22 protein-coding genes are annotated in these 17,399 nt (G+C 39.4%); 19 read left to right on the top strand and 3 right to left on the bottom strand.

Translation table 11 applies throughout. From position 1 onward, the window contains the following. The first annotated feature begins 276 nt into the window (after positions 1–276). Positions 277–399, top strand: a complete 123-nt coding sequence (locus AYJ08_RS24705; RefSeq protein WP_255365447.1) for a hypothetical protein — start codon at positions 277–279, stop codon at positions 397–399. A 79-nt stretch (positions 400–478) separates the two neighbouring features. On the opposite strand, the gene AYJ08_RS03885 is transcribed toward AYJ08_RS24705, so the two are convergent. Further along, positions 479–1,042: a class I SAM-dependent methyltransferase gene (locus AYJ08_RS03885; protein WP_064016666.1), complete on the bottom strand. Its 564-nt coding sequence runs from the start codon at positions 1,040–1,042 to the stop codon at positions 479–481. 168 nt (positions 1,043–1,210) lie between these two features. Between AYJ08_RS03885 and AYJ08_RS03890 the strand changes: the two genes are divergently transcribed. Continuing rightward, positions 1,211–1,909, top strand: a complete 699-nt coding sequence (locus tag AYJ08_RS03890) for a class I SAM-dependent methyltransferase (protein WP_064016667.1) — start codon at positions 1,211–1,213, stop codon at positions 1,907–1,909. Positions 1,910–2,051: 142 nt separating this feature from the next. On the opposite strand, the gene AYJ08_RS03895 is transcribed toward AYJ08_RS03890, so the two are convergent. After that, on the bottom strand, positions 2,052–2,747 hold the full coding sequence (locus tag AYJ08_RS03895; protein WP_064016668.1) for a glycosyltransferase family protein: 696 nt from the start codon (positions 2,745–2,747) through the stop codon (positions 2,052–2,054). Positions 2,748–3,008: 261 nt separating this feature from the next. Here AYJ08_RS03895 and AYJ08_RS03900 point away from each other — a divergent pair, with 261 nt between their 5' ends. From AYJ08_RS03900 to AYJ08_RS03930, 7 genes are all read left to right on the top strand, one after another. After that, positions 3,009–3,965, top strand: coding sequence for a glycosyltransferase family 2 protein (locus AYJ08_RS03900; protein WP_064016669.1), 957 nt, complete (start codon positions 3,009–3,011; stop codon positions 3,963–3,965). Between the two features lie 160 nt (positions 3,966–4,125). Next, entirely contained in the window at positions 4,126–4,860 is a 735-nt protein-coding gene (locus AYJ08_RS03905) for a sugar phosphate nucleotidyltransferase (RefSeq protein ID WP_064016670.1), read from the top strand. Positions 4,861–4,883: 23 nt separating this feature from the next. Further along, entirely contained in the window at positions 4,884–5,339 is a 456-nt protein-coding gene (locus tag AYJ08_RS03910; RefSeq protein WP_064016671.1) for a dTDP-4-dehydrorhamnose 3,5-epimerase family protein, read from the top strand. Between the two features lie 14 nt (positions 5,340–5,353). Next, the gene (gene rfbB / locus AYJ08_RS03915; RefSeq protein ID WP_064016672.1) at positions 5,354–6,409 is read left to right on the top strand and encodes a dTDP-glucose 4,6-dehydratase; all 1,056 of its coding nucleotides are present in this window, start codon (positions 5,354–5,356) and stop codon (positions 6,407–6,409) included. A 27-nt stretch (positions 6,410–6,436) separates the two neighbouring features. Then, positions 6,437–7,303, top strand: coding sequence for a dTDP-4-dehydrorhamnose reductase (gene rfbD / locus AYJ08_RS03920; RefSeq protein ID WP_064016673.1), 867 nt, complete (start codon positions 6,437–6,439; stop codon positions 7,301–7,303). Further along, positions 7,293–8,114, top strand: a complete 822-nt coding sequence (locus AYJ08_RS03925) for a glycosyltransferase family 2 protein (protein ID WP_064016674.1) — start codon at positions 7,293–7,295, stop codon at positions 8,112–8,114. The genes rfbD and AYJ08_RS03925 overlap by 11 nt, the downstream gene beginning before the upstream one ends. Before the next feature lie 20 nt (positions 8,115–8,134). After that, complete coding sequence (locus AYJ08_RS03930) at positions 8,135–9,232, top strand: tetratricopeptide repeat-containing glycosyltransferase family 2 protein (RefSeq protein ID WP_064016675.1); 1,098 nt, start codon at positions 8,135–8,137, stop codon at positions 9,230–9,232. Positions 9,233–9,314: 82 nt separating this feature from the next. On the opposite strand, the gene AYJ08_RS03935 is transcribed toward AYJ08_RS03930, so the two are convergent. Continuing rightward, the gene (locus AYJ08_RS03935) at positions 9,315–9,545 is read right to left on the bottom strand and encodes a hypothetical protein (protein ID WP_064016676.1); all 231 of its coding nucleotides are present in this window, start codon (positions 9,543–9,545) and stop codon (positions 9,315–9,317) included. Positions 9,546–9,752: 207 nt separating this feature from the next. Here AYJ08_RS03935 and AYJ08_RS23320 point away from each other — a divergent pair, with 207 nt between their 5' ends. The 10 genes from AYJ08_RS23320 to AYJ08_RS03975 all read left to right on the top strand — a co-directional run bounded on the left by AYJ08_RS23320 (position 9,753) and on the right by AYJ08_RS03975 (position 17,360). Continuing rightward, a complete protein-coding gene (locus tag AYJ08_RS23320) occupies positions 9,753–9,959 on the top strand; it encodes a hypothetical protein (protein WP_157452781.1) in 207 nt (68 codons plus the stop codon). 147 nt (positions 9,960–10,106) lie between these two features. Beyond that, a complete protein-coding gene (locus AYJ08_RS03940) occupies positions 10,107–10,883 on the top strand; it encodes a HipA family kinase (protein WP_064016677.1) in 777 nt (258 codons plus the stop codon). Between the two features lie 64 nt (positions 10,884–10,947). Then, on the top strand, positions 10,948–11,358 hold the full coding sequence (locus AYJ08_RS03945; protein ID WP_003336602.1) for a phage holin family protein: 411 nt from the start codon (positions 10,948–10,950) through the stop codon (positions 11,356–11,358). Positions 11,359–11,537: 179 nt separating this feature from the next. Continuing rightward, positions 11,538–11,687, top strand: a complete 150-nt coding sequence (locus AYJ08_RS23815; protein ID WP_197490578.1) for a hypothetical protein — start codon at positions 11,538–11,540, stop codon at positions 11,685–11,687. Between the two features lie 79 nt (positions 11,688–11,766). Further along, the gene (locus tag AYJ08_RS03950) at positions 11,767–12,081 is read left to right on the top strand and encodes a YbjQ family protein (RefSeq protein ID WP_003336605.1); all 315 of its coding nucleotides are present in this window, start codon (positions 11,767–11,769) and stop codon (positions 12,079–12,081) included. Positions 12,082–12,232: 151 nt separating this feature from the next. Next, positions 12,233–13,471, top strand: a complete 1,239-nt coding sequence (locus tag AYJ08_RS03955) for an MFS transporter (RefSeq protein ID WP_064016678.1) — start codon at positions 12,233–12,235, stop codon at positions 13,469–13,471. Between the two features lie 113 nt (positions 13,472–13,584). Continuing rightward, on the top strand, positions 13,585–14,412 hold the full coding sequence (locus AYJ08_RS03960; protein ID WP_064016679.1) for an amino acid ABC transporter substrate-binding protein: 828 nt from the start codon (positions 13,585–13,587) through the stop codon (positions 14,410–14,412). A gap of 15 nt (positions 14,413–14,427) precedes the next feature. Continuing rightward, the gene (locus AYJ08_RS03965) at positions 14,428–15,108 is read left to right on the top strand and encodes an amino acid ABC transporter permease (RefSeq protein ID WP_064016680.1); all 681 of its coding nucleotides are present in this window, start codon (positions 14,428–14,430) and stop codon (positions 15,106–15,108) included. 15 nt (positions 15,109–15,123) lie between these two features. Then, positions 15,124–15,867, top strand: coding sequence for an amino acid ABC transporter ATP-binding protein (locus AYJ08_RS03970; RefSeq protein WP_064016681.1), 744 nt, complete (start codon positions 15,124–15,126; stop codon positions 15,865–15,867). A gap of 320 nt (positions 15,868–16,187) precedes the next feature. Continuing rightward, on the top strand, positions 16,188–17,360 hold the full coding sequence (locus tag AYJ08_RS03975; protein WP_064016682.1) for a WG repeat-containing protein: 1,173 nt from the start codon (positions 16,188–16,190) through the stop codon (positions 17,358–17,360). Positions 17,361–17,399: the final 39 nt, after the last annotated feature.

The following is a 17,399-nucleotide window of genomic DNA, read 5'->3' on the forward strand; positions in this document are numbered from 1 at the left end:
TTTCATTATCTAGTTTTCAAAGAATAAAGCTAAACGTTCTTTCTTGATTAGGAAAGGACGTTTTTTATTTGTATGAGATTCATATTTCCTTTGATAAAAAAAGACAACAAATGATAATAAACGTATTTAGAAAATCTAACAAGATACAAAAGTAGCAATGAAACAAATAAATTAAATACTTATTACATTTATGTGAAAATTAGAACAATCGAGTTGTTATTCTCAGAAAATTGGGTAAAGTGAATAGGAGAAAGCAATAAAAAAGGAGGGAACTTTATGACGAGAAGAATAGCGGTAATGGAACGTCCGAAAAAGAAAGAAGAGCAAATTGCCTGGCAAAAGCAAGTAATTCGTGAGGAATTGCTCAAGGAATCAACCTTACTAAAGAAAAATAATTAAATCAATATATTAAAATGCGCTTGTTCCTAATCGAACAGGCGCATTTTTGCATATTTAATCAAAAGGCATATCCATACAGTTACGTTATATCAGAGGTTCGTTTCCAGTGACTAAGTTTTCCTAGTAAACGCTCCTTTATATCCTCAGCTAGGGGTCCTTTTACACCTATTCCTACTATAGTATGAGGAAATTCTGGTTTTCCCAACGATTCCACTATGACGGTCTCAAAAGCTTGTAGTAAGCTCTTGAATCCTTCTGGTGTAAATCTCCAATAGTCGGAAGGATAATCATGAATTGGAAAATCAAGAACAGAACTGATAACGCAGACACCATTAGGTTTTAAGATACGATAACATTCTTCTATGGCCTTACGCGGATACTCCACATGCTCAAATGTATCCAAGCTGAGTACTGATCCTGCTGTTTCATCAGGTAAATCTATGTTATGCAAATTCAAAATTTGATCTACACCAGGGCCTTCTCTCATATCGCATCCAATATAGGTGCGACCAGGGAAAAAGGGACGAAGATCTGCAAAAATTTCTTGAGAAGGGACTTGAAAGGAACCAAACTCATAGATGGGATCTAGGAGAGGGAGTTCCTCTGAGCATAGCCGGACAAAATGCTTTATGCAAAAACGCATGTATGAACCTCCTTGAAACGCTTATTTACTCTTTATCTATATGAAGAAAAGATAGAAGAGTGTCATTTTTTTTAAAAAATTCTAAGATGTAAAAATGCTTGCTTCATATTAATTATTTTTCATCAAATGGCATCTGAAGAATATTCTGTTGAGAGGAGGGATGGAATAATGAATCGTTTTTGGGAAAAAATTATTAGGCCTATACTACTAAAGGAACAGCCAAAAAATATTGTAGAAATTGGTGCAGATTACGGATTCAATACCATACGAATACTGGAATATTGCAAATGGCTTGATGCAAAAGTGTATGTTGTAGATCCACTACCTAAGTTTGATGTAAATGCTTTTCAAAAGGCGTTTGGTAAACATTTAGAAGTGATTCGTTTACTTAGTCACGATGCATTACCCCAGATTTCCGAATATGACGTGGTACTCATTGACGGTGATCATAATTGGTATACGGTCTATTTTGAATTAAAAGCAATTGAGGAACGTTCCAAAAAAACAGGTAAATTTCCACTCGTTTTCTTCCATGATGTAGATTGGCCATACGGTCGTCGTGATATGTATTATAATCCACAGCAGATCCCTGCCGAATATTTGAAGCCATATGCATTAAAAGGGATGATTCCGGGACAGTCCGAATTAGCGGAAGAAGGAGGAGTAAATCACAATTTATACAATGCAGCATATGAAAATGGCCCAAAAAATGGGGTGCTTACAGCAATTGAGGATTTTTTACAGGATAGTAGCCTGAACTTATCCTTCCAAAAGGTAACGAGTGAAAACGGACTTGGTGTTGTGTATGAAAATGAACCTGAAAGAGATAAGTATATCCGTTATGTGATTGCTTCTTCCGGTATGTAAGACTTATGTATATAAACATCAAAAAAAGAACCCTGAGATGGGTTCTTTTTTGTAGATCAAATGATTAAAAATGTTTTTTATTCCATAAGTATAGGGTGATTTGACCGAAAAAGAGTAGATATAATCATGCTTTATGTTTTTCTTAATTTGTAGAGGAAGGGGAATTAAAGTCCTTCCAATCCTCAAAGGAATAATGGTCGAGAAAAATAGATTTTGTCTTATTGTATTCCTCAAAATTAATGTCGTCGAAACAGTAATGGAGGACCCAGCTTTCGTCTTGATAAGGGATGACAACCTTATATCCTGCTTTACGAAAAGCTATTGATTGAGAGACATCGTAAAAATGGAAGTTGTTTATCTTTTCGTCCCAATCTATATCATATTGAGTTACCATCATGACTCCATCAATACTAGTGACTTCTTGAAAAGGATAGGGGACATTTCCAAAGTTGTGGTGAGCAAAGGAGTTAATATAAGCCATTATCTTTCCGAAAGGCCTGCTGCCTTCCCACCAAACCCCTGAGGGAGGGAGATCGTTAGTACCTGCTACTCCAAACATTCCAACTTCTTTATCCATGAAAGTCTTGAGGCAATCAACTAAAAACCTAGTGTTCATAATGTAAGTATCCTGATGTAAATAAATTTTATATTTAGCTTTACTTTGTCGCATTGCCCTGTTATAGCCTTCCGTCATGCTAACTGCATCATAAATCGAAATAATTTCCACTGAGAATCCAGGGGGAACCCATAGTTGACTAATGTGATTTAAACATTCTTTATAGAGGACTTCGTCGTTCACGCAACTAATAAACGCGAAAGAAAGCTGTCTATTCTCCATTGCGTATTTCTCCTTTTTTAACGGAAAAGCGTGTTTTTCCGATTAATAGCTAACTACTTCCCGAATTATACTAAGCTGATTGGTATGACGTTTTTAAGCAAGGATATACCTTCTCTTACCATATTCCACATAAAGAAAAATCGACACTAGAGAATTTTCTTCCCTTCTCCTATTCTTTTTCTTCTACCTGACAAAGAACCGTCTCTGCCCAATTTCATACATTAGTAAAGGTGGTAAGCGTTTAGAAAAGGAGGAAAGCTTATGACAAAAGATAATTCTAAGGAGCTCCCAAAGGTAAGTATTCTGATTCCTACTTATAATAGACCACATTACTTCGAACTGGCATTGCAAAGTGCCTTAGCTCAGAATTATTCCAATTTGGAGATTATCGTAGGGGATGACAGCACGAACGATGAAACCGAGCAACTAATAAAACCTTATTTGGAGAAGCATCCACAGCTTATCTATTACAAAAATCCGCAAAATTTGGGGCAATTTGAAAATGACCTAAAGCTACTGGAACTGGCAAGCGGGGAATACATCAATTTTTTAATGGATGATGATCTATTTCACTCAGAGAAAATTAGTAGGATGATGGTTTATTTTCAAATGGATCATCAAGAAGAGATCGCTTTGGTCACTTCTAAACGGGCAATTATCAATGAGACTGGTGCCATTCAACCAGATATCGCAGAAACACAAACAGATTTCTTGCAGGATACAATTCTAGATGGTGATAAATTAATTAATATGTTACTTGGTTTACAATGGGGGAATTTCATTGGGGAGCCGACAACGGTATTATTTCGAAAAAAATATTTAACAGAACCGTTTGGAACCTTATTAGATAGAAAATATACGTGCACAGTGGATATGGCCTCTTGGATCGTATTGCTACGAAATGGAAAAGGGGTTTATATGACGGATACATTGAGCTATTTCCGCATGCATCCTGCTCAACAAGTCAAGCAACATGATATCATCATTGGCGGCTCTATTGATTTGGTACATTTGGTCTTACAGGCAGCACCATTCCTTGGATATTTACAGGAAAAAGATACGCTGGTTAAGGCCTATGTCAATACACTTCGGTTTATTCATGGCGCACTCTATGTTACTGATCCGGATCAGGTGTCAGATGATACGTTAGAATTGCGTGCTTACCAAGAAAAAATCACTGCTCTTTTATTTGAAGCTACGAAGAGTATGCCCCAATGAAATCCTTGATGGTGCAGCTTTCGTGACAGGGCTAAAGCGGGATTTCTTTACTTCGTGAGCGGATATTATCTGTAAGCATACAATAACATATCGTGCAGATATGTTGAGCTGTGCTATGCATGATTGACCTGAACGTCAAACGATTTAGGGAGGCCGATACATGAAAGGAATTATTTTAGCCGGCGGAACAGGTTCTAGATTGTATCCCTTAACAAAGGTTACCAATAAACACTTGTTACCGATTGGAAAATATCCAATGATTTATCACCCCATTCATAAGCTAAAACAGGCGGACATTCATGAGGTATTAATTGTCACGAGCCGTGAGCATATGGGAGATGTAGTAAATTTGTTGGGAAGCGGAGTAGATTTTAATATGCAATTCACGTATAAGGTACAGGATGAACCCAAGGGAATTGCACAAGCATTAGGAATGGCGGAAGATTTTGCACATGGAGAGCTGATTACGGTTATCTTAGGTGATAATGTATTTTCTGATAATATTTCCAACTATGTAAAGAGGTTTGAAGAGCGTGGGTACGGAGCCAATATCCTGATAAAGCAGGTTGTTGATCCTGAGCGCTATGGTGTACCGAAGTTGGATGATGGAAAAATTGTTTCCATCACGGAAAAACCGTCCCAACCAGACAGTCATTTTGCTGTAACAGGTATATATATGTACGATTGGAAGGTATTTGACATTATTAAAACCCTACAGCCTTCTGCCCGCGGAGAATTAGAAATTACTGATGTGAATAATGCGTATATTGAGCGAAATGAGATGACATATGATGTACTTCAGGGATGGTGGACAGATGCAGGGACCCACCATTCGATTTTACACGCAAACCAACTAGCCGCCACCTTAGAGCTGGATAAGTTAGAAGAAGACTAAATAGGGAGAGGAGGAGATAAAGCGTGATTGAAGGCGTAAAAGTCAAAAAGCTAATAAAGTTTGCGGATGACCGGGGATATTTTATGGAGGTATGGCGTGATGACGACTTATTGTTGGAAAAATTTGGCCAATTATCAGCCTCCTTGACATATCCAGGTGTGATTAAAGCGTTCCATTATCATAAAAAGCAGGATGATATCTGGTTCTTCCCCGCCGGCAATGCTCAGGTCGTTTTGCATGACCTAAGAGACGAATCGCCGACTAAAGGAAAGACCGACGTTTATTATATGGGTGAGAATCATTTAATCTCTTTGTTCATCCCGCGAGGAGTGGCACATGGATATCGGGTATTAGGGCAACAGCCAGCCGTCATTACTTATTTAACCAACAATTCTTATGATCCCAAAGATCCGGATGAATATCGAATCGCCTATGATGATAAAACAATTAATTTTAATTGGGCCACGGTATTTAAATAAGGAGGAAGTCATTTATGAAAGTATTGGTGACAGGTGGAGCGGGATTTATTGGGAGTAATTTCATTCATTATCTCCTGCATCAATACCCCCATTATAAAATCATTAATTTGGATTATCTCACATATGCCGGTAATTTAGAGAATTTACAGGACATCGAGGAACATCCGCACTATCGGTTTGTGAGAGGCTCTATTTATGACAAGAAATTGGTCGAAAAACTTCTGTCAGGAGAAAAAGCTTTATATTCTGATGATGAGACTCCAATTGATATTATTATTAATTTCGCAGCAGAATCGCATGTTGATCGAAGCATTTCAGACCCAAGCTACTTTGTAAAAACAAATATTACCGGTACGCAGGTGCTTCTAGAATTTGCTAAACGATATAAAATCAAACAGTTTCTTCAAGTATCTACCGACGAGGTGTATGGTTCATTAGACGAGACTGGATTGTTTACTGAAGATTCTCCGCTTGCCCCCAATAGCCCATACGCCGCCTCCAAAGCAGCAGCTGATTTATTAGTCCGTTCCTATCATCAAACCTATGATATGTATACAAATATCACACGGTGTTCTAACAATTATGGACCGTATCAATTTCCAGAAAAATTAATACCACTCGCTATTACCAATGCAATTGCTTATGAAAACATTCCTGTTTATGGCGATGGACTACACGTTCGCGATTGGTTACATGTAGAGGACCATTGCCGAGCTATTGATCTTGTTATGCATAGTGGCAAGCCTGGCGAAGTATATAATATTGGCGGCAATAATGAATGGACGAATCTGAGTTTGCTTCAAACATTGCTCCGTGAGTTACATCGAGAAGAGAATTTGCTTCAGTTTAGTAAGGATCGTCCGAAGCACGATCGCCGCTATGCTATTGATTCCACCAAAATTCGAACAGAATTAGGCTGGGAGCCGATTCATACTTTTGAAGAAGGTCTTGCTAATACGATTCGCTGGTATCAGCAAAACGAACAATGGTGGAAGCGAGCTAAATCAGGAGCTTTTCGCGAATATTATAAGCAACAATATGGTCATACCATTCAAGACCATACCCATTAGCGTATGAGGGAAAAGGGAGGGAGCAGTTTGAAAGTGCTGGTCACTGGGGCACAGGGACAACTAGGTCAAGATCTGGTTGCATGCTCACAGGGCATGGATCATGTAAAGGGATACAGTCGACAGGAATTAGATATTACACAATTAGATCAGGTAAGAGAGCAGGTGCAGGCTTATCAGCCTGATGTTATTATTCATGCTGCAGCCTATACCAATGTGGATCAGGCTGAGAGCGAACCTGATCGAGCCTATGCAGTTAATGCGTGGGGAACCCGTAATGTAGCCCTTGCTGCGCAAGAGATAGGTGCTAAAATGGTGTACATTAGCTCAGACTATGTATTTTCTGGCAAGGGAAGTGAGCCTTATGTTGAATTTGACCGTCCTGATCCGCAAAGTGTCTATGGAAAAAGTAAGCTAGCCGGGGAAGAATTGACCAGATGCTTATGCCACAAGCATTTTATTGTTCGAACTTCCTGGGTATATGGTAAAAGCGGTCATAACTTTGTGAAGACAATGATACAGCTTGGACAAAAACAGACAGAAGTCTCAGTTGTCACTGATCAAATTGGCTCTCCGACCTATACTGTTGATTTGGCACTATTTTTAATGCAGCTAGCTAAAAGCGAGTGTTACGGTATCTACCATGCTTCCAATCAAGGGAGTTGCTCGTGGTATGAATTTGCAGAGGCAATATTTGCCGAATTTCAGCAAAAAGTAAAGGTTGTCCCAATAACAACGCAGGATTTTCCGCGTCCTGCCCCCCGACCCGTCTATTCAGTGATGGATCATATGGCTATTCGTTTACATGATTTTCAACTTCTTCGGCATTGGCGTGATGCATTGCATGCGTACCGCCTAGATTGTATGGCTAAAAAGGAGGAGAGCTATGACTCCTAACCTCTCGATTGTAATTTTGACACGTAATGGCTTAGCTTTTACTAAAATGTGTGTGGAAAGTATTAAAAAGCATACAAAAGATTATGAGCTAATCTTTATTGATAATGGCTCTACTGATGGGACGGTTGCCTACCTGAATTCTCTTCCTCATGCAGTCGTTATCTCTAATAGTGAAAATCGTGGTTTTGCAGCAGGCAATAATCAAGGATTTCGAGAAGCACGGGGCGAGTATATTGTCATGCTAAATAATGATACATTGGTCACTCCACAGTGGAGCCAATTACTTATAAATTGGCTAAATAAGGATCCGTCAGTAGGTATGGTTGGACCCCGTTCCAATAATGTATCGCCTGGACAGCAAATTAGCACAGAAGAAACCGTAGAGCTTGCTACAGTTGATTCGTTTGCAATTGATTGGACCAAACGTTATGCCAATCAAGGCTTCTATAGTCGAAAGCTGGTAGGTCATTGCATATTATTTAGACGAAGTCTGCTTGAGCAAATTGGCGGATTGGATGAACGCTTTCATCCAGCCAACTATGAGGATGATGATTTTTGTCTACGCGCTCGTCTGCTTGGGAAAAATCTATGGGTTGCCAATGATGTATTTATTTATCACTTTGGCCATGCCTCCTTTTTAGTAAATAGAGTGAAGTACCGAGACTATTCCTGGGAGAACGCAAGGCGGTTTATAGAAAAATGGCAACTTCCTATGAGCATACATCAGCTTGAGACACAGGGATATGATCCAAACGTTATCGTGGAACGGGTGGGTACATTTGATCCGCAAAAGCATGTCGAGCCCTTGTAATTAAGAGAGGGGGGTGAAGTATGGCTACGATCAGCCTATGTATGATTGTAAAAAATGAAGAAAAATCTATCGCCCGTTGTCTTCGTTCTGTCTTGGGGGCAGTTGATGAAATTATTATTGTGGATACCGGTTCCACTGACAAAACGATTAAGGAAGCGAAGGCGTTTACCAAAAAGATTTTTCACTTCAAATGGGTGAATGACTTTTCTAAAGCACGTAATTTTTCATTTCAGCAAGCTACAATGGATTACATTATGTGGATGGACGCAGATGATGTACTGGAGGAAATTGATCGGAAAAAACTACAGCTCTTCAAACATAAAATTGACCCGAGTATTGATGTAATCATCATGCCTTATCATACTAGTAAAGATGAATTTGGCAATGTCATTCTTCCTTATTCTCGTGAAAGAATTATAAAGCGAACCCATAAGCATTCCTGGATAGGCATGGTTCATGAATATATTGAGTATTCCTTTGCTAGGTGTTTTGAAGTTGATATTGCCGTTACCCATCGTCCACGTGAGCAAAAAAATCATAACAGAAATTTGCAATTGTACGAAAGTGCGATAGCAGATGGGATTTTATTATCTCCGAGGGACAAATATTATTATGCCAATGAATTAAAGGATCATGAAAGATATGAAGAGGCTATTGAGATTTATAAGAAGTTTGTGAATAAAGAATTACCACAAGTAGAGGAACTGGGGATGTTACTCGAGCATCTATGCTTCTGCTATGAGAGATTACAGCTTCCAGAAGAAGAAATCAAGTATGCATTAAAAAGTTTGGAATATGGCTTGCCACGAGCTGAGGCATGCTGTCGGCTGGGATATTATTGGTTACAAAAAAATGAACCGAAAAGGGCGCTTTTTTGGTATGATCTCGCTACTGCATTACCTAAACCTAAATCGTGGGGATTCCGTAAAGAAGCATGCTGGACCTGGCTCCCGCATTTGCAACTATGTGTTTGCTATGATCGCTTAGAACAGTTCGAGATGGCTTACAAACATAATGAATTGGCACGAGCATACCGACCAACAGATCCAATTATTCTAAGCAATCGTACCTACCTAACCAATCGGCTGGAAGGATTGGGGATTCCCATTCCTTCATAAACATAAAGAGTGGAAAAACAGCGCTTCTCGTAAAAAGAGAAAAGCGCTGTTTTTTTTGAAGGAAAAGGAAAAATCATTATTCCTAGCTATCATCCTCGTCTTGATACTTCCCCTGATGGGAATTAACCTCCATATGTCTTAAAGTTGACTTCACCTTATCCGTTTGTGACTGGTAGTCGGTGATAACTTCTGTTAGAACGGCTACGGATTCCTTTAATGTAGGCTCATTGCTAATATGATCAATGGCTCTATGAATATGCATCATTTTATTTTCTGTTTCTCGCAAGAATTCCACTAATTCCATGCCATTCATTTTTTTCACCTCATCATTCTGATTCGGTTAAGACCGTTTCTTTATCATAAGTGTGTGTTACTGAGCTTTTTTGTATGCATCATGAGGTAAAGAGAAAATCAGGTGCTTTAGGAGAGGTTATAAATTGGTCATATCTACTGTTTCTATCGTCCAAGCAATGCTTATCTTTTACTCATATTCTAAAGTATCACAGTAGGAGGTGTTTTTATGAGTAAAAAACATTGCAAGTGTAGACAGCGTCATCACCATCATCACGAAAGTCATTCTGATAAGCATTGGGAAAACTCTAGTAGTTCAGTATGGACGAATCATGAGAAGTTCCGTAAAAAATGTCATCATCGCCATGTAACAGTGATTTTAAATCCGGGCGAAACCCTAGTGGTTCATGCAAGACATAGAGGTCATAAGAAGTAAATTTGTGTACTTAACAAGGGGCCATTGGCTATAGCCGATGGCTTTTTGTTTCCACAATCGGATGGTCAATCAATTATGCTTTCGTAGAGAATAAGCCGTGTCAAACCTTACATGGGGAAAATAATAATAAATAGAGGAGTCATGGCTATGAGAAAGCCAGGGATAAGCTGGGTACCTGTTCAAAAATATGACCGCCCTTTAGGCCCTGTTTGGCAGGTTAGAAAAGGAAGGGAAGGAAACCGACAAATTGGTTTTTTTAAATATATGAATAGTAGTACAGCAAAAAAGCTTGGTCCTGTTTTAGCTATGGAGTTACTTTCGTATCGACTTGCTCGCAAGCTAGGCATCTCAGTAGCTAAGATCGAAGTGGTCACAATTCAAGGGAAAAGGGGCATAGTGTCTCATAAAAAAAGAAAAGGCCGTCTTTTTAGCTGGGAGGAGTTTTATCGGCGAAAAGGGCCCAAGGCTATCAACGAATTGCAATCCCCAGAAAGATTGATAGAGCTATTTGTCTTTGATATTTGGATTGTCAATGTAGATCGCCATAATGAGAACATCATAATATTCCCTACTCAGAAAGCATATGATTTTTATGCTATTGATCATAGTATGTCTCTGTTGGGAACCTTTACTTTTCGCAAAATTCCATGGTATTCCAAGCTGTGGGAACATGTTGCCCTATATAATCATCACTACTTGCGGGGTCTTACCCACTATATCCAAGAATACAGTCAAGTAAAGCCGTTTATTCAAAAGATTCAACGACTATCACCTGTGGTTATAAAACAAACAGTAAGACGGATTCCAGGTTCTTTATTAAGTCTGACGCAAAAACAGCAGGTTGAACGTGTTCTATTGAATCGACAAAAAAACCTACATCACTTGGTAGAACGATGGTTATTGGAATATAAGGGAAAGATATAGCATAAGAAAAGAAAGGTACCTCGGTTTATACCTAGCCAACAGGCAGGAGGAGGTAGCTAGAAATATGATGTACTCGGGGGAAGACAGCTCTCATCTCGTTTGGACTGGGGCCGTAATTGCCATTTTCACCTATTTAGTGGGTGGCATAGATAAGCTGTTTACGGCATTTTGCATTTTTATCGTTGTCGATTATATAACGGGTGTACTTGCTGCTTGGTATACCAGGTCGCTTAGTAGCCAGGAAGGGTTTCGAGGAATAGCTAAAAAGGTTGGTATGTTTGCTTTTATCATTATAGCCAACCAATTGGATTTAATTAGTGGAAGTAATCAAGGGTTTTTACGAGATACAATCATTTTATTTATGATTGGGAATGAAGGGATTTCTATAATCGAAAACTGTCATCGGCTGGGTCTGCCTGTGCCCGATTTTTTATTGCGAGCGCTGGAAAGCGTAAAAAAGCTCAAAAAGAAATGATTATCTTTTGGTTTCAGCGATCAAAGGTACTTTGTCCATGCACAAAGTACCTTGCCTCGTTCATACATAAGAGAAAGAGCCTTGCGATAAAATATTTTATTACGTGTGTTTTACAAAAATAGACAGTTTTTTTAAGGAAGAGAGCGTATAATACAGCGTACTGGGAGGAGGAGTGACAGATGAAATTTACTTGCATTCATTGCTGCAGTATTTTTTATGAAAAACAAAGGTGCCCGATATGTGGCAGCTCAGATGTAAAACCCATTATTGTAGAGGTTCAAAATGCTACAGAAACCATTGTGATTCCAGCTAAAAGAGATTGTCTATAAAAACAAATTTGAAACCTCCAGCCACTATGAAACGTAATACTTGTTAAGACAAGATATCTAACAGCTTAAGGAGGACAACATGCTAATAACCACAACACATACTGTTCAGGGTAGAGATGTCGAGGAGTATCTTGATATTGTAACAGGCGAAGCAATTATGGCTGCTAACATTGTTCGAGATTTCATGGCAGGGGTCCGAGACATTATAGGCGGACGAAGCGGTGCCTATGAAAACAAGCTAGCAGAAGGAAGAGCGATTGCCATTAACGAGATGAAGGATAAGGCTGCTCAAATAGGTGCGAATGCAGTTATCGGTATTCATTTAGATTTTGAAACGATCGGTAACGGTATGCTGATGGTTGTTGCTTCTGGAACAGCTGTTCGGATTCGGTAATTTTTCTTTGATAAATCGTAGGGGTTTTATATGGGAAGAAAGGCCACTCTTTGCGACTGTGAAGAGGGCTTTTTTATTTGTGAAATAAAATTGAAAAAAATCGGTCATTGCAAAACAAGCTCAGATCACTACAATTAAGTTAATATACAAAATGTACATAACGGAGCTGGTTACCATTCAACCTATTCACAAGAACAAGTCATTTCTGTTATTAATGTCAGGAGAAATTGTAGCTGGAATTACCATGTGGGTCTGTCTGTTGCTAAATCTACAGTTTATGTCACAGATAATGAAAACCAATTTGGGAACTGGCCTGTTACTCATGACAGGGATGCTTGCTAGCATTCTATTTTTACCAACTGTCGGGAAAATGATTGATCTGTATGATAAGCAAAAGATTTTGATTGCTTCCTCCTGTTTGAGGTGTTTGGCCCCTGTTTTTATGTATTTTGCTATTAGTTACACCTCCATTGGCTGGCTAGTTGCTTCGTTAATTGTGAATCAAGTAGCTGGTTCCATGTATTTGCCAACCGTACGGGCAGGCTTGCCGGCATTGGTTGGGGAGGCTAATCTCCTCTCTGCAAACACACTGTATATGAACATTGCTACCATGGCTAGAATTGCGGGTACAGCCGTCGGGGGGCTACTGTTAACAGTGTTTACGATGCAGGCGGTTACTATGGGGGCGTTTATCGGCTTTCTGATACTAGTAATGATTGTGCTATTTGTTCGAATTCCGCAGTCACACCATAAACGTAAACAAACAGAAAAATTGAAATTTATAGAAGTTTTCGAAATAATGAAAAAAGAGCCATCGGTAACCGTTGGGCTGATTAGCACTGGGGTAGTGACACTCTTCTTAGGCGGATTTAATATATTGGTTTTAGCCTTTGGAAAACTTCAGGATTCCTCGACGATTATGGGATATATCTATGCGATAGAAGGAGCAAGTGTACTTCTTGCAGGGATTTTTGTACAAAAATTGGTAAGTCAAGTAAACTTAGTAAGAGTATCCTCCTTACTTGTAGTGGTCATCGGAATTGCAGAATGGGGAATGTCATTTAGTACAAGTCCAGTGATGGTGCTACTTTCATTTGGATTGTTCGGTTTTACTCTAGGCTTTATAATTCCGATGGTAACAACCGTGTTTCAAAAAAGGCTGCCCGAAATGGTCCAAGGACGATTTTTTAGTTTTAAAGAAATACTAGACCGGATTATTATTCAGGTCGCTATGCTTCTTACATCAGCAAGTCTGGATTTTATTGGGGTTTCCTCCTTTCTTATCCTAATGAGTATTTTCACGGTATGTACGGGGCTACTTACATACCTATACGGAAAAAGACAAAACCTAGTGGTAACACATCTTGGATCACAGAATGAATCAAAATAATGATAAATACATTTCATACAAAAATTTGCTTTACTCATTATTGACAAGGCGTTAAAATGTTACTATGATTTTCAAAGGGGTAAAATCCGATAAGATAACTGGGGGTTTAACAAATGAAGAAAGCTTGGTACTCTACTGCACTTGTTTCTATTCTAGCGCTCTCTCTATTTGTAGCTGGTTGTGGGTCATCTAATCAGGGAGCCACAGGCGGGCAAGGAGGAAACACAACAGCGAAAAACTCCTTGGAAGCGATCAAAACGGCTGGGAAGATTCGCATTGGTACAGAAGGCACTTACGCACCCTTCACTTACCATGATTCTACAGGACAGCTAACAGGCTTTGATGTGGAAATCGCTCGTGAGGTTGCAAAACGTCTCGGTGTAGAACCTGAATTTATTGAAAGCAAATGGGATGGCATGATTGCAGGACTAGAAGCAAATCGCTTTGAAATGGTTGTAAATGAGGTGGGCATACGACCAGATCGGAAAGAAAAATTTGATTTCTCCGACCCATACATTGTGTCAAAAGCGGTGTTAATTGTTAATGAGGATAATAATGAAATCAAGACTTTTGCAGATTTAAAAGGAAAAAAATCAGCTCAAACTCTCACAAGTAATTTAACAGACCTAGCACGAGAGAATGGGGCTGAAATTGTACAATCGGAAGGATTTAATCAGGCTATTGAGCTTTTATTGTCCAAGCGAGTAGATGCAACTGTTAACGATGGTCTATCTTTCCTCGACTTTAAGAAACAAAAGCCTGATGTGAAAATAAAAATTGCAGCCGAACATCCTAACGCTACTGAAAATGGAATGATGTTTGCAAAAGGCAAACATCCTGAACTGATTGAAGCAGTAAATAAAGCGTTAAAAGAGATGAAGGCTGATGGTGCTTATTTGAAAATATCCGAGAAATATTTTGGTGCAGACGTCTCCAAATAATACAGATAGGACTGAATGGAAGTGGAACAATCTGATCGTATTATCGGTATTATCGTGGATTCATTTTTCCCGCTGTTAAAGGCGGGAATTTTGTTCACGATACCTCTTACGCTAGTTTCTTTTATCATTGGATTAATACTTGCTTTTTTTACATCGATTGCTCGTTTATCAACGAATAAATTGTTGTATGGAATTTCCAGCTTTTATGTATGGGTTATCAGAGGTACTCCATTATTAGTGCAATTATTTATTATTTTCTATGGCCTACCGAAGCTAGGTGTTACCATTGATCCATTTCCGGCTGCCATTATTGGTTTTTCTTTAAGTGTGGGAGCGTATAACTCCGAAGTGATCCGTGCAGCTATTCAATCAGTGCCTAAGGGGCAGTGGGAAGCGGCTTATACAATTGGGATGACCAAAAATCAGGCAAGACGCCGAATTATTCTTCCTCAAGCTCTACGTGTGGCGATACCGCCGCTTGGTAATTCGTTTATTAGTCTAGTGAAAGATACCTCTCTAGCCGCTACTATTACAGTGACAGAGATGTTTCAGATATCGCAACAGATTACTGCGATGACATACGAACCCTTGGTGCTCTATTGTGAGGTCGCGATTATCTATCTGTTTTTCAGTACGATATTATCAGCATTGCAAAGCCGTGTGGAACATCGTCTGGAACGCCGTATGGCTAGGTAGGAGGAGAGAAGCATCATGATTGAGATAAAAGGACTTCATAAAAGCTTTCAACAAATTGATGTTTTAAAGGATATATCTGTAACGATTAAAAAAGGAGAGGCTGTCGTCATCATAGGCCCCTCAGGCTCTGGAAAAACTACATTGCTTAGATGCATGAATCTTTTGGAAATACCTACATTGGGAAGCATGCAAATAGGAGATCAACGTCTTGACTTTACACCTGCTACTAAAATGAAGGAAAAGGATTTGCTTCCTATTCGTAAGCAATCAGGTATGGTTTTTCAAAGCTATAATCTTTTCCCGCATATGACAGCCCTAGAGAATGTCATGGAAGGACAAGTTATTGTAAAAAAACGTTCGAAGGAAGAAGCCAAGGCGAGAGCGGAGGAAATGCTTACAAAAGTGGGTCTTGCTGATCGAATGAACATGTATCCCCATCAGCTATCTGGGGGACAACAGCAGCGGGTAGGTATTGCCCGTGCGATGGCACTAGATCCAACAGTTCTACTGTTTGATGAACCAACCTCTGCACTAGACCCGGAATTAGTTGGTGAGGTATTGAAGGTTATGAAACAGCTAGCAGAAGAAGGAATGACAATGGTGATCGTTACCCATGAAATGAATTTCGCACGAGATGTAGCCGATCGTATCCTCTTTATGGATGGCGGTGTCATTTTGGAACAGGGGACTCCTGAGGAAGTCTTTGAGCATACAAAAAACGAACGAACGCAACAATTTTTACGGCGCATACAAGCATAACGATTGAGCACTGGAGCTATTCCAGTGTTTTTTTGTTTTTTACCAATATCGAGCTTTGATTTAAATAGTAAGGGTAGGGTTACTGTATAAAGGTAAGATGTAAGAGAAATTGGTAAAAAAAAGATGAAAACGTTTTGGCATCTAAGTACGTCTAATAAATAAGTAAACAGGAAAGCCTAAAAGACGAGCACAAAAGCCCGAGACAGCTTTTTATAGGTAGCACTTATTTTTATGGAAAGAATACATAGCAAGTAGCTTAGTAAATTGACGTGTCTCTTCTTCAATAACGATATGAAATTCGAGGAAGCAGGTGGAGAGTAATGAACATCTCAAAATGGACAAAAACAGGTATTGCAGCAGTTCTTTGTCTACCATTCATACATGCAGCAGGTTCACATCATTTTTTGCAGGCGGCTGAGAAACCGGTATATGTAGCCCAGGTGTCCGAGGAGACCAAAGGCGCTGGTAACCAAGGCACACAAACATCCAAATCCGCCGGTACAGAAGAATCTGTTTCAGTCGAGGATAAACAAGAAGTTCGCCTATATTCTATACAGGATCAAGATAAGCATGGCTTTATTGATGCAACGGGAAAGGTAGTCATCGCTCCCCAATTTGAAGTGGTTGGCGAGTTTCATGAAGGGCTTGCCGTTGCTAAGAAGGATGGGAAATACGGGTTTATCAACCAGCATGGCTCTTTTGTAATCCCTCCTCAGTATGAGGAAGCAGATTCGTTCTCAGAAGGAGTAGCTGCTGTTAAAGCAGGGGATCGCTTTGGTTTTATCAATAAAGAAAATAAGATGGTGATCCCAGCCAAGTTCCAATTTGCTCGTAGCTTTCAAAATGGTCTAGCTGCTATAGGTGAAAATCATAAATATGGTTTTATCAATAAGAGTGGACAAATCGTGATTCAACCAGAATATGAGATTGTCTGGGGTTTTCAAGAAGGTACCACTGTAGCCTATAAGGATGGAAAAGCAGGTTATCTTGATCAAACAGGAAAGGTCATCATTCCTTTTACTTATCAAATTGCGAATCCATTTCAAGAAGGGCTGGCCCTAGTCTATGCGGGTGAGGAAAGGGGATATAGTCTCATCAACAAGCAGGGTCAGGAGGTAGTGAAACCAGAGGGCTTTGAGCCTGGAAGCTTTTCAGAAGGAGTAGCCGATGTGATGGTTGCTGTGGATGGGGATTTTAAAGCCAGCTATATTAACAAAAAAGGTGAGTTTTTACTTCCACCTACTTATGAACGTACATTGCCTTTTTCCGAGGGACTTGCTTCTGTTAAGGTGAATGGCAAATATGGATTTATCAACAAGCAAGGAAAAATGGTAATTAAGCCTCAGTTTGAATCGGGCGGTGTATTTCATAACGGTTTGGCTTATGAGGTAACACATGACGAACAAGGATATAGCTTTTGTTATGTCAATAAACAAGGTGAAATCGTTTGGAAAAGCTCTGTTATGAAGGAGTTTCCAGGGGATTTGGAATAACTTTGTCGAAGCTCTCGCGATATTGGTAGCGAGAGCTTT

The organism is Brevibacillus sp. SKDU10 (assembly GCF_001645205.1).
GTDB lineage: Bacteria > Bacillota > Bacilli > Brevibacillales > Brevibacillaceae > Brevibacillus_B > Brevibacillus_B halotolerans.

Excerpts from the sequence above, each read along its gene's own strand:
- AYJ08_RS03975 (WP_064016682.1), top strand. The coding sequence starts at position 16,188 with ATGAACATCTCAAAATGGACAAAAACAGGTATTGCAGCAGTTCTTTGT.
- AYJ08_RS03950 (WP_003336605.1), top strand. The coding sequence starts at position 11,767 with ATGCTAATAACCACAACACATACTGTTCAGGGTAGAGATGTCGAGGAG.
- AYJ08_RS03890 (WP_064016667.1), top strand. The coding sequence starts at position 1,211 with ATGAATCGTTTTTGGGAAAAAATTATTAGGCCTATACTACTAAAGGAA.
- AYJ08_RS03970 (WP_064016681.1), top strand. The coding sequence starts at position 15,124 with ATGATTGAGATAAAAGGACTTCATAAAAGCTTTCAACAAATTGATGTT.
- AYJ08_RS23320 (WP_157452781.1), top strand. The coding sequence starts at position 9,753 with ATGAGTAAAAAACATTGCAAGTGTAGACAGCGTCATCACCATCATCAC.
- AYJ08_RS23815 (WP_197490578.1), top strand. The coding sequence starts at position 11,538 with ATGAAATTTACTTGCATTCATTGCTGCAGTATTTTTTATGAAAAACAA.
- AYJ08_RS03925 (WP_064016674.1), top strand. The coding sequence starts at position 7,293 with ATGACTCCTAACCTCTCGATTGTAATTTTGACACGTAATGGCTTAGCT.
- AYJ08_RS03965 (WP_064016680.1), top strand. The coding sequence starts at position 14,428 with ATGGAAGTGGAACAATCTGATCGTATTATCGGTATTATCGTGGATTCA.
- AYJ08_RS03960 (WP_064016679.1), top strand. The coding sequence starts at position 13,585 with ATGAAGAAAGCTTGGTACTCTACTGCACTTGTTTCTATTCTAGCGCTC.
- AYJ08_RS03940 (WP_064016677.1), top strand. The coding sequence starts at position 10,107 with ATGAGAAAGCCAGGGATAAGCTGGGTACCTGTTCAAAAATATGACCGC.
- AYJ08_RS03955 (WP_064016678.1), top strand. The coding sequence starts at position 12,233 with ATGTACATAACGGAGCTGGTTACCATTCAACCTATTCACAAGAACAAG.
- AYJ08_RS03905 (WP_064016670.1), top strand. The coding sequence starts at position 4,126 with ATGAAAGGAATTATTTTAGCCGGCGGAACAGGTTCTAGATTGTATCCC.
- AYJ08_RS03935 (WP_064016676.1), bottom strand. The coding sequence starts at position 9,545 with ATGAATGGCATGGAATTAGTGGAATTCTTGCGAGAAACAGAAAATAAA.
- AYJ08_RS03895 (WP_064016668.1), bottom strand. The coding sequence starts at position 2,747 with ATGGAGAATAGACAGCTTTCTTTCGCGTTTATTAGTTGCGTGAACGAC.
- AYJ08_RS03945 (WP_003336602.1), top strand. The coding sequence starts at position 10,948 with ATGATGTACTCGGGGGAAGACAGCTCTCATCTCGTTTGGACTGGGGCC.
- rfbB (WP_064016672.1), top strand. The coding sequence starts at position 5,354 with ATGAAAGTATTGGTGACAGGTGGAGCGGGATTTATTGGGAGTAATTTC.
- AYJ08_RS03885 (WP_064016666.1), bottom strand. The coding sequence starts at position 1,042 with ATGCGTTTTTGCATAAAGCATTTTGTCCGGCTATGCTCAGAGGAACTC.
- AYJ08_RS24705 (WP_255365447.1), top strand. The coding sequence starts at position 277 with ATGACGAGAAGAATAGCGGTAATGGAACGTCCGAAAAAGAAAGAAGAG.
- AYJ08_RS03900 (WP_064016669.1), top strand. The coding sequence starts at position 3,009 with ATGACAAAAGATAATTCTAAGGAGCTCCCAAAGGTAAGTATTCTGATT.
- AYJ08_RS03930 (WP_064016675.1), top strand. The coding sequence starts at position 8,135 with ATGGCTACGATCAGCCTATGTATGATTGTAAAAAATGAAGAAAAATCT.